10 protein-coding genes and 1 pseudogene are annotated in these 10,954 nt (G+C 65.2%); 4 read left to right on the forward strand and 7 right to left on the reverse strand.

All coding sequences use genetic code 11. The features are described from left to right. Positions 1–251: DUF6444 domain-containing protein (locus tag V6U90_RS31315; RefSeq protein ID WP_442933653.1), on the reverse strand; the 251-nt coding region annotated here is incomplete at its 3' end. A 54-nt stretch (positions 252–305) separates the two neighbouring features. Between V6U90_RS31315 and V6U90_RS31320 the strand changes: the two genes are divergently transcribed. Together V6U90_RS31320 and V6U90_RS31325 are read left to right on the forward strand one after the other, a co-directional pair. Continuing rightward, entirely contained in the window at positions 306–1,055 is a 750-nt protein-coding gene (locus V6U90_RS31320) for a hypothetical protein (protein ID WP_334444429.1), read from the forward strand. A 495-nt stretch (positions 1,056–1,550) separates the two neighbouring features. Continuing rightward, positions 1,551–1,916 (forward strand): annotated as a pseudogene (locus V6U90_RS31325) (IS256 family transposase); the annotation flags it as partial. Between the two features lie 164 nt (positions 1,917–2,080). Here V6U90_RS31325 and V6U90_RS31330 read toward each other — a convergent pair. Then, positions 2,081–2,854, reverse strand: a complete 774-nt coding sequence (locus V6U90_RS31330) for an SAM-dependent methyltransferase (RefSeq protein ID WP_334444431.1) — start codon at positions 2,852–2,854, stop codon at positions 2,081–2,083. Positions 2,855–3,089: 235 nt separating this feature from the next. Here V6U90_RS31330 and V6U90_RS31335 point away from each other — a divergent pair, with 235 nt between their 5' ends. Then, positions 3,090–4,073, forward strand: a complete 984-nt coding sequence (locus tag V6U90_RS31335; RefSeq protein WP_334444433.1) for a DUF6545 domain-containing protein — start codon at positions 3,090–3,092, stop codon at positions 4,071–4,073. On the opposite strand, the gene V6U90_RS31340 is transcribed toward V6U90_RS31335, so the two are convergent. The 4 genes from V6U90_RS31340 to V6U90_RS31355 all read right to left on the reverse strand — a co-directional run bounded on the left by V6U90_RS31340 (position 4,026) and on the right by V6U90_RS31355 (position 7,771). Further along, complete coding sequence (locus V6U90_RS31340) at positions 4,026–6,476, reverse strand: EAL domain-containing protein (RefSeq protein ID WP_334444435.1); 2,451 nt, start codon at positions 6,474–6,476, stop codon at positions 4,026–4,028. The genes V6U90_RS31335 and V6U90_RS31340 overlap by 48 nt on opposite strands. A gap of 341 nt (positions 6,477–6,817) precedes the next feature. Continuing rightward, positions 6,818–6,958 carry a hypothetical protein gene (locus V6U90_RS31345; RefSeq protein WP_334444437.1) on the reverse strand — a complete coding sequence of 47 codons (141 nt, stop codon included), beginning with the start codon at positions 6,956–6,958 and terminating at the stop codon, positions 6,818–6,820. A gap of 295 nt (positions 6,959–7,253) precedes the next feature. Then, positions 7,254–7,502 (reverse strand): hypothetical protein, encoded by a 249-nt coding sequence (locus V6U90_RS31350; protein ID WP_334444439.1) that lies wholly within the window; start codon positions 7,500–7,502, stop codon positions 7,254–7,256. Beyond that, entirely contained in the window at positions 7,499–7,771 is a 273-nt protein-coding gene (locus V6U90_RS31355) for a hypothetical protein (protein ID WP_334444441.1), read from the reverse strand. Before V6U90_RS31355 ends, V6U90_RS31350 begins: the two co-directional genes overlap by 4 nt. Before the next feature lie 704 nt (positions 7,772–8,475). Here V6U90_RS31355 and V6U90_RS31360 point away from each other — a divergent pair. After that, the gene (locus tag V6U90_RS31360; RefSeq protein WP_334444443.1) at positions 8,476–10,299 is read left to right on the forward strand and encodes a tyrosine-type recombinase/integrase; all 1,824 of its coding nucleotides are present in this window, start codon (positions 8,476–8,478) and stop codon (positions 10,297–10,299) included. A 335-nt stretch (positions 10,300–10,634) separates the two neighbouring features. Here the strand turns inward: V6U90_RS31360 and V6U90_RS31365 are convergent. Then, positions 10,635–10,954, reverse strand: a 320-nt coding sequence (locus tag V6U90_RS31365) for an MIT C-terminal domain-containing protein (protein ID WP_334444444.1), incomplete at its 5' end; no start/stop codon positions are given.

Genomic DNA, 10,954 nt, shown 5'->3' on the forward strand with positions numbered 1-10,954 from the left:
CGCAACGTGCGACCCTCATGACCAGGCTGCCCACCCGGCCGCCGACCCGAACGCGCCCGCAACGACCTCGGCGCCGGCTTGGCCAGCCCATCCGACGACGGCGGCCGCGACGAGTTCGACGAGTCCTGCCCGAGCCGAGCCCGCAGATCCGCGTTCTCCGCCCGCAACACCGCGTTTTCCCGCCGCAACCCGGCGTTTTCCCGCCGCAACCCGGCGTTGTCCCGCTCCAACTCAAGAACCCGGGCCTCCAACCGGGCAAGCCGCTCAAGCAGCTCCACGATGGACGGCGTTCCGGACACCCAACCATGATCCAACCCGAACGACCCAGGTCAAGCCGACCCGCCGACGAGCACCTGACCAGTCACCAAACCGTAACCCCGGCGAAACTTATCAGCCTTGCCGGACTCGGCCCCGACAAGAAGCTGGTCACCTGCTCGGACCTGGTCGACTGGTGCTACAGCTACTACGAGTTCGTCAAGCTCCGCGACCGCACGGCGGTAACCGCAGCCATCGCAAAAGCGGTATCCAGTGGCGACGCCGGATACGTCGTCGGGCTCGTACGCCAAGGCGATGATGTCACCCCCCGGGACCGGCGAACCGTACGCATTGGGCAACCTCTCCTTGCCGACGAGATCGACCTGTCCGACGACGCGGCAGTGCTGTGGGCCGACTACGCCAGCGAGCTGGTCAAGACCGAGCAGCCCGACCCCGCAACGCCAGGCAAGAATGCGGCCGGCGACGGAACGACAGAAGAGCCTCAGTCTGGCCCACAACCAGAAGGCCCGAACTGGCCGGCACCCGGGCAAGGAGGTTCCGGCGCTACGCCTCCCCGGAAACACGAGGTAATCCACACCGCCGACATCTCCGCCCGCTTCAACCGGGCGGGGCTGTTCAGCCTCGGTCGAGCGCTGGCAAAGTTGCGCGACCTCGACGCGCAAGTGGACATCGCCATCACCTTGCGAGTAGAGGGCGAAGTCAACCGAACCGAGTTCCGTAACGCCGTCATCGAACCCATCGACGAGGACGGCCACGACGTAAAAGTGCAAACGACGTAGCACCGTTAAGCTCATAAAGCAGGCATCTCGGCTACAAAGTTTGAATAGTCAGGTTTAGTACTGCTTCGGTAGGTTGGTACGAGTTGGTGGCAGAGGGGGCAGAACCCGAGCCAGGTCGCGAGCTGGTATTGCAGTTGCCGGGGACGGCGTACAGGCTCAGGTCTGCCCCGCTGATTTGTGTGTGCCGTCCAGAGTTGGGTGAGGAACAGTTGGGCGGCTGCGGCGAGGGTGACGTGGCGCTGCCAGCCAATCCAGGAGCGTGTAGCGTGCCAGAACTCGCATAGTCGTGAGCCGAGTTCCCGGTTTGTGTTGACGATCATTGGTGTGCTGGGTTCGGCTGCTGAACCTGATGATGATCCGGACAGCCGGCGGGCTGGGGCTACTGCTCCGCAGCGGCACGGCCCTGCTGGCGGAGGCCCTCACCCTGCGTCACGAAGGAGTGGTGCTCCGACACCAGGTCCGAGGCCGGCCCCGCTGTCCTGGCCCGACGGTGCCATCCTGTCCGGCGACAGTGTGCGAGCCGGCCGTGGTCGTGGGTCGTGGATCGATGAGATCGTGCGTGAGGGTGCGCGGCGGATGCTGGCGGCTGCGTCGGAGGCTGAGGTTGCCGGGTATCTGGCTGCCCACGCCGCCGAGTTGGATGAGCGGGGTCGCAGGCTGGTGGTGCGCAACGGTCACGCGGGGCCGCGGCAGGTGCTCACCTCGGCTGGTGCGGTCGAGGTGGTCGCGCCGCGGGTCAACGACAAGCGCTCGACGAGCAAGACGGGTGAGCGGCTGCGGTTCGCCTCGGCGATCCTGCCGGCGGGTTGCCGCAAGTCGCCGCAGATCAGCGAGGTGCTGCCCCTGCTGTTACCTGAAGGCAGTATGGTGCCTCGATCATCGCGTGGCTGGTGCTTCTGCTATTGACCAGCGATGGTTTCGGCTCGCCGAGCAGGAACTGCCGACGGAACCGTGAAGCTCTGGGCGTGGTTCCCGCCGGACCGGCGGCTTGCGGCCCTCGCGGTGTGCGCCCTTGTCATGGCCGGTCAGCAGCGAAGAGCAACTGCACCTCGTGCGGGCGAGGGGATGGATGCGGCGGCATAGGGATCCGGTTCGCTGAGTCCGGGCCGCCAGTTGTTAAGCGGAACCAGCCCCGGCTCGATCATGGTCAGGTCGCCAAACAGGGCCGCGAGTTGTTCGTCGGTACGCAAGGTGATGTTGGTCGCCGCGTGCGTGCGGTATACGGTCGTCCCGGTGGCCACCGTCGACTCGCCGTATCGTTCGGTCATCGCGGCGCTAATGTGAGAGATGACCATGGCGCTGCCAGGGGCAAGCCGTTCGCGCATCGGCGCGACGACGTCGTCGATCTGGTCGTTGGAGACCTGGTGCAGGACGGAGCAGTACAGCAACGCGGTGGGCTGCTCAAGGTCGATCACGGACGCGAGGTCGCCGTCGGCGAGGGCGTCAAGGATCAGGCCGGGGCTGGTGAAGTCACCTTCGATGGCGCGGCAGGTGGGATTGCCGGTGAGAAGGTGGTTGGAGGCGACGACCGCGACCGGGTCGATATCGACGTAGAGCACACGGATAGCGGGGTCGATGGCGTGGGCGACCTCATGCACGTTGCCCTGGGTGGGAATACCGGACCCGAGGTCGAGGAACTGCTGGATACCCAACTCAGCCAGTGTGTGCACCGCGCGTTGCAAGAACAGCCGGTTCGACAGGGCGATGTCCGCCGACTCCGGGACGGCCTGCAGAAGTTGCCGCGCGGCCTCGCGGTCGGCCTCGAAGTTCTGCGTGCCGCCGAGAAGGAAGTCGTACATCCGGGCGACGGTGGCCCGCCCCCCATCGTGGCTCTGCGCGCTCGTCTGCCAGTCAGTCACCACTGCCCTCTCGTCGCGGATACGCCCGTACGTGGTACTCGCACCCTAGTCGACGTCACTGTCAACAGTGGTCCCCCAAATCGAAGGGTACCTGCACGCCCTGCCGGCTAGTACACTTTGATCTTTGTCCCGGCACTGATCGTAGTATCAGGAGGTCTGGATGCTTTTGACTCGGATGCGTCTGGCACGGCGCCTGCGGGAGGCATGCGTGCCGCCCCCGCCCGCCCCATACACGGTGGACGCCTGGTGCGTGGCGATCGGAGAAGCTCGGAGACGTGACCTGCGGGTATACGACATGCGGCTGGACGCTGAGTTGCCGCCGGGGTTACTCGTGCGGCGTGACCGCGCCGACAGCATCCTCGTCGACGCAGCGTTGCCGGCACTCGCGCGGACGCAGACCGTGCTGCACGAGGTAGCACACATCGTCCTCGGCCATGATGGGGACGCGTTGCATGACGACATCGATCCCGTAGTCGAGGCAGAAGCCGAGCTGGCCGCTGACCTGTTGTGTCAGCAGTTGACGAGGGCCGCGTCGGGGGTAGAGCCCGCGTGGCTAGCAACACGTTGGCCGGCCAGAATGCCAGGGTGGTGGGCCGACCGACGTTCCGACTGGCGTCTACTCCAGTTGTGGATGACGCTGCGCGATGGCTTGCCGGACGTCGCGATCGTCACTACGAGCACTGCGACGCCAGTGCCCGTCGAAATCCGTAGCAGGCGGCAGCGCTACCGCACCGTCATTGAGGTTCACGAGGCGCTGCGCGTGCTACGCCCGTGGTGCAATGCACAGGTGTACGCCAGCGCGGCCAAGCGTGCCCGACGACACCTGCTTGATCCCGCCGCTGTGACGGCTGTTGCGGAGGCCGCCACCGTCGCTGTTGCGCTACGTCGCCGGCACACCTCACTCCCGCCGGGTCCGGGCGACTCACCGCTGTCGTCCGACGTGCCTGACCCTCACGACGTGCGCGCCGAAGCCAGCCGACTCGCCCGCATGGCCTGTGCGCTGCACGACTCTCCGCTGGTAGCCGCAGAGATTGCACGGTGGGTGCCGGTGGTTGCCCCCGTTGACGCAGCGTCGCTGCGAAAGAAAATCGTAGGCGGCATGCCGGTCATCTCACTGCCTGCGGTGGCCAGGCAAGGTCGTTCGCCCAGCGCGGTGTAGCCGGACCACCGGGGCGCCAGGCTGTAGGGTAGTGGGCTGCCAGAGTTGGATGTGGGTTCTGATCTGGCCGGGAAACATCTCACCACCCACTAATGGACCGCTACCCAGAGCGCAGCCAAGCGACGCCAGTTCGTGTCGTTCGTGTTCCGTGGTGATCCCCGGTGCGATGACCGCAAGGTCAAGGTCGGCGGCGAGGTCTACCGCCGCGCGGATGACCGACTGTGCTGGTCGCCAACCCGCGTCCAACGCGTAAGCCGGATGTAGACGCAGATAGCTCCACGTGGCCGCGTTCAGCGACTCGAGCCCCACGTGACCACTTCCATAATTGTCCAGCAGCAGGCGCACCCCGAATTGCCCGATGCGCTCGGAAACATCGCGTCCGTGCGGATCAGGTGGTCCGCCGAGCGCCAGCACCAGCGAGGTACCCGGTGCGGCGTGTTCCCGCAGCCGATCGCGCACGGCTTCCGCGAACGCCGGCGTGAGGGCACCGGCCGGCACTGGCACGACCATCACCGCGTTCGGCAGCACGTCACGCCAGGTTGCCGCAGCGGCCATCGATCGCGAGACCACCTGCGTGGCCAGCGCTTCAAGACTCTCGGAATCGTCAACGAGCTGGTAGACGTACTCGTCCGCGGTGAGCATGTCATGCCGCGAATACAGCCAGCGAGGCACGGACTGCACCATCGTGATCCTGCCGCTGAAGAGATCCACGACCGGCTCGAACGAGACCGACATCCGTGCGCGCGACAACTCTCGCGCGAGCGACCACTCCCGAACCGGACCCGCGTGATACGACACCAGCCGGTCCTGACCGCGCCGGATAGCCCGCCACAACACCAGCTCTGCCGCATCGAGCACACCCGGTCCTGGCGGTCCTGACGCCATCCCCGCGCTAGCCCGCACCGCCAAACGGCGCTCATCAACGCGAACCTCACGGCGCAGCGCCGCGACCGCCCAACACGCCCGCTGATAGGCGACATCACCGGACATACCCCACATAACCAAGGCGAACGTCTCATCGCCCACACGAGCGACCGCCGAACTCTCGTCCGTCGACAGGTGACACACCCGACTGGCAAGAGCGTTCAGCAGAGATAGGGCTGGACCTTTGCCGCTCGCGGCAGCCAAGAAACGATAGTTCTCCAAACGGATGACCACGGCATGACAGGGCGTCTCGGCCATCTCGTTGAGCCGGTTCAGCAAGGCGCCCCGGTTCAGCATGCCGGTGTCCTCGTCATGGGTTGCCGCTGCCTCGTGTCGCCGCGACTCCGACGCCAGGAGGCCGTATGCGTGTGCGATATCGATGCTCGAGGACAGGTTGGCGGCGAAGGCTCGCAGAGTCGCGCGTTCCCGCACTGAGAGAAAATCACGCGGGCCACTCAGGTAGAGGCGCACCACCCCGTGTACCCCGTGCGCATCTCCTCCGATTTCGTGGCGCACGGCTGCCGCTGATTCATCGAGAGCGGGGGCCGCTGCCGCCCGCCCGTCGTACACCACGCGGGCGACACCGGCCTGCTGGTTCGCTCGCACCAATCGGTGGCCGCCGGTGATCTCGATGTCTGCAGACCGGGCGTTGAAAAGGTCGACCGCACCTGCCGCCGCTGTGTGCAGGACGACAGTGAGGTCGCGGGCCGACAGGGCGTCACCCAGAGCCGCCAACTTCTCCCAGGCGCGCCGCTCCTCACGGATGCGGAGCCGGTGAGTCACCGCGAAGTGCACGACCAGCACCGCCACTGGCAGTGCCAACAGTGCCCTGTTGTCAAAACTCGCGATAACCGCGACCAGTCCCGCAGTGACGATCTCCCCTACGGCGACGGCCAACCGGGTCCGCCACAGATAGCGCACCGCCACGGTGAACGGCCGTCGCGTCGACCACGTCACCGCAGCCGTGGTTACCACCTCCTGAACCAACAGTGCCGCGACCGCCGCGACGAGAAACGCGATCACATGCCACAAGCTCAGATCGTCCGAGCCCTGCGTAGCGAGGCCGGGACGGAATCCGAAGACGCGCATCACCAGCCCCGCTGTCGCGGCGGTGACGATATCCATGCTGGTGTTGTGGACCGCCTTGTGCAGACCTGCCGACCGTGGATGTCGCGTCACAAGCCGCGCCGAAGTCACCCCAACCGCCGTGCAGAGAATCAGCCACGGCAGCGGCAGAGCCGACGCACAGACCAGACACATGGTGGGCGTCAGTGTGATCCGAATCGGCATCCGAGATGGCACCGGTGCCGGAAAGATCGCGCCCACTGCCATGAGCGTCGAGCCCATCAGCAGATATACCGAAAAGTGCGGCGCCGGCTGCCCCGCATGAGCAGCCGCCCACACAAGCCATGCCAGCGCCAGAACAAAGACTGTGACGGTCAATAGACGCAGCGCAAATTTGTCGCGCTGGATTGGCATCAATCAAGCCCCCGTGATCATCGACCCCCAGTCCTTACGGAGATGTTATCCACAGCGGCAGCGTTCGGGGCAGTTAGTTCCACTCGACACCCTTACGCATGACTGCACCTCCCTCCGCCAACTTGCGCCAGCTGGAACTTATGACCACGCATAGGTGCCAACCAACACTAAAGTGTCTTTTTGGTCACTCATTGCACACAATGACGGAGGAGGTAGCGGAAAGTGTCTAGTAGATATCGTAGGGTCAACTTGTTGGCGTGGTTCAGATCGGCAAACCTCTAAAGTGAGGCACGCGTAACGGTGGGTGACGGCCGGCGTGAAGTTGCGGGATCAAGATGCTCTTACGCCCCAAGGTCGAGCCCGAGGTGGACGAGCTGGGCCATCAAGACCAAGTCCACGACGGTCACCGCCACTACAGCGGCCACGAGCGCGATCGCCTCCGACTCGGTCATCAGGTACACCCCGTCGATTCCGACAAGCACCGCGCTGATCCCCGTAGCGAGCCGCCTGGTACACCAGCGAAACAGCGGTGTGGGGCGGGAAACGTGGGTTTCATGGCGAGAAGGTCACCACCGACAGCCAGGTGGGCGTGAGCCAAGTCTTACCGGGCAACTCGGATGCTATCGGGAAGGGTGGCGGCAGCGTTGGTCAACGCCTGGGCGGGCAGGTCGGTACGGAGATGGTCGGCGGTGGCCCAGCCGACCACCCGACGCGACGCGATGTCGATTCGGCGTGCGGCCGCACAACTCTGTGGCGCGCATCAGCCGGGCGACGCGCTTACGAGCATGCCGGTACCCCCGAGGCGAGCTCGGCGCGCACCCGAGGCGCGCCGTAGGTGCCGGCCGAGACGGCGTGGATGTCGACGATCTGTGCGGTCAGGTCAGCGTCGTCACGCTCACGCCGCGACGGGCCACCGGTGCGGTGCTGGTAGTAGGCGGACCGGGCAACCTCCAACAGCTCACAGGAACACTCCACGTTCCCGTTCTGCCGCGCCTTCTCCTCCTCGAGGAACGGGTACACGTTCACCGGGTCTCCCTCGCAAAGAAAGCCGTCCGCTTGAGGATGTCGCCGGCCTCACGCAACCGGCAGTTCTCCCGCCGCAGCCGTGTCAACTCCTCCCGCTCATCGCTGGTCAACCCATCGGTGCGGGTGCCGGCGTCGAGATCGGCCTGCTTGACCCACTCCCGCACCGCGGCCTGGGTCAGGTCGAAGTCCCTCGCGACCTGCCCGATCGTCCGCCATCCCGGTCCACTCTGTCCCCTGCCACCCACCCGCTCGGGATGCCGCAGGATCACCCGTTGGTTCGAGACAGCCCAGAGGCCAAGAAATCACAGATGCGGCCAGCCCTAGCCGTATCACTTTCTAAACGAAAGCCCAGGGCAGCGTGTGTACACACAGGACGAGTCCTTGACCGCAGACATATCACCGCTGTCAAACCTCGTTTGTATCCACTATTCTCTGAAGCCAAGCAGTCGCGCGACGGTCTCAAGAGCACATGCCTCGGCCTACTCCCCCTCCGGCCGTGCCCACTCGGGCCGGTAGCGGCCCGCGAGAACATCGTCAACGAGCAAAGCAACAACCCCCGCCGCCGCAAGGTCCGGCCGAAGCTCCTCAAGCCGCAGCACCTCACTCGGGGTGAGTCTGATCTTCACCTGACGGTCACGCTTCTCGCGCTCAGGTAGGGGTGGCAGACCAGGGTCTGCGGCACGACGTCGAGGCATGAGCGCTCCCCGCCATAGGACAACGGTTTCTGTTGACCCTGCCACAGCACCCACCGGCATCTGTCACCCGCCCGCAGATTTCGCTTCTGCTGTAGCCTGGTACCTAGTTGAGGTACCGAAGTTCGGTACCGTGAATCCTAGGGAGAGCAATGAGTGGATCAACCTTTAAGAGATGTCGATGCCGGGACGGGGATGGGCGCGACCTAGGAACGACATGCCCCGCACTTCGTCGTCGGGACGGCGCCTGGAACCCTCGCCACGGACAGTGGTACTTCAAAGTGGAACTTCCGGTGGTCGAGGGCAGCCCGCGCAGAAGCCTCAAGCGAGGCGGGTGGGCAACTCAGGCCGAGGCAGAAACAGCCCTGCGCCAGGTCGAGCTGCTGCTCTCCATCCCGGAGTCCGGGGTTATGGGCGATCAGGCGAGGCAGGACATCCTGTCTGCAATAAAGCGGGCATTCAGGGAGAAGTCGCCACTACCGAACTACGACGAGACTCGGCGCCGCTACCAGACGGGGCAGGTGGTCAACGCCACGATGACGGTCGGCCAGTGGCTTGATGAGTGGTTCAGCGGACGCCGCAAGCTTGCCAAGGGCACGCTGCGGTCCTACGAGTCACACATTCGGCTCTACCTGAGGCCACACCTGGGGCACCTCCCGCTCGATCGTCTTCGCGGCGTGCACATCTCGGCGATGTTTGACGCGATCGACGCCGACAACGAGTTCATCCGTGCGGCACGGAAGTCAGGAGATCCGGATCAACGCGCGAAGGTTAAGAGCCGACGGATCGTAGGGCCAGCGACCAAGCAGCGTATCCGAGCGACGTTACGCAGCGCGCTGAGCACCGCCATCAAGGCCGAGCAGTTGATCACCGTCAACCCGGCGACCTTCGTGGAACTGGAATCCGGGAAGCGACCCAAGGCCCGGATGTGGACGGACGCGAATGTCGCCGCATGGCGAGAGAACCGAGCCCGTCGCGCAGCGGCGGCAATGGAGCTACACGCGGCGCGCGAGCGTCGCGACGCCTCTACCGCAGCCCGCCTGATGATCGAAATCGACCGGCTCGACGAGACCGAACGCCTTTCCCCTGTCATGGTCTGGACAGCCGAGCAGACAGGGGCATTCCTGGATTTTGTTCACAACGATCGTCTCTACGCGCTCTACCACCTCATCGCCTACCGCGGCCTGCGTCGCGGGGAGGCATGCGGCGCCAGGTGGATAGACCTCGACGCGGCTTCCCACTCCCTGATCATCTCCGAACAGCTCGTGCAGCTGGGCTGGGCGGTCGAGGCGGGGAGACCTAAGAGCGACGCGGGAGGCCGCATCGTCACCCTGGACACCACGACGAACGCAGTGATCGAGACGTGGCGCAAGAGGCAGATCGCGGAGCGACTGGCGTGGGGCAGTGCATGGGAACGTTCCGGACGCATCTTCACCCACCCGGACGGCAGCGCACTGCACCCGGCTGAGGTAACCAAGACCTTCAACGAGCGCGCCGCCGCTGCCGGCCTACCGCCGATCCGGCTACACGACCTTCGTCACGGTGCCGCCACGCACGCCCTGGAGGCCGGCGTCGACATCAAGGTGGTGCAGGAGGAACTGGGGCACTCCACCAGCGTGCTGACCCGGGACACGTACACCAGCGTGTCTCCCCGGCTGGCCCGCGCGGAGGCCGAACGGGCCGCCCAGGCCATCCCCCGCGCTGTCGAGGTGGCTCCAGAAGCGGCGACCGGGACGCTCGGTCCCCCTTCGGTTCCCCCTGAGCCGAAAACGAAGCCACGCGCCCTTCCCTCAGGGAAGAACGCGCAGCTCGGTGCTGGTGCGCCGCCAGGGACTCGAACCCCGAACCCGCGGATTAAGAGCATGATCTTGCCCGCCCTCTTCAATCCCGCCATGCTCCACAGGTCCAACAGGTGCACGTCGGTCGCCGGTCGCCCGCCGCGCCCGTCCACGTCGTCCCAGCGTTGGCCGCCCTGTCCACGGCGCCCGAGCACCCGCCGAGCACCCGGATGTGCCACCATCCGGGCCCCGGAAGTGTCAGCTGTGAGCGACGGTTACGTAGCCGTACTTGTGCAAGGCTGTCTGCTCTGCGATGGCAGAACCTAAAACCCGCGAGGATTTCGTCGTGACAGTACGTATCCGCGACACGAGCAAAGTTCCTGCCACGCTTCCTCATCCACTGCAGAAAAATTCCGGCCCCTGACCTGGCAGATTCTCCGCCATCCGCTGGTGCTCACCAGATCCTCCGCAGCGATTGAGCCGCTGTTTATCGCGCGCACGATCTCGCTGTCTGACGCCGAGACAATATCCAACCATCTATCCCTTCTACGCCCTTACAACTGCTTTGCCCGGCCTTTCGTCACCAACGGCTCGATGCGTCGAAACGTGGTGGGGCCTACCTTGCTCAATCCCCCACCACACCACAGGTATCTTGATCTCGGTCATGCGCTCTCGCGGATGTAGGTTATCCCGAATGCTTTGACTTGGCGGAACTCTTGAAGCTTGGTCGCGAGGTCAAATGTGTCACCGGTGACGTACTGGAAGATGTCGAGGCCGCGGCCGAGGAGGATTCTCCAGCCCGTCTCCGTGACAATCGAGCGGTCGTGGATACTGTTGTCGAACGCGACGTCAAAGTTGATGCCCCCGACTGCCGCGCCTTGTTTGATCTTGACGAGGAACTCGAGCTGCTTGCGCAGCTGTGACTGGTCAGGTGGTCGCTGCGCCGGTGGGTAGCCAGGGACAGCCGGCGACGAGTTCGGTG

The organism is Micromonospora sp. CPCC 206060, assembly GCF_036906895.1.
Taxonomy (GTDB): Bacteria; Actinomycetota; Actinomycetes; order Mycobacteriales; family Micromonosporaceae; genus Micromonospora.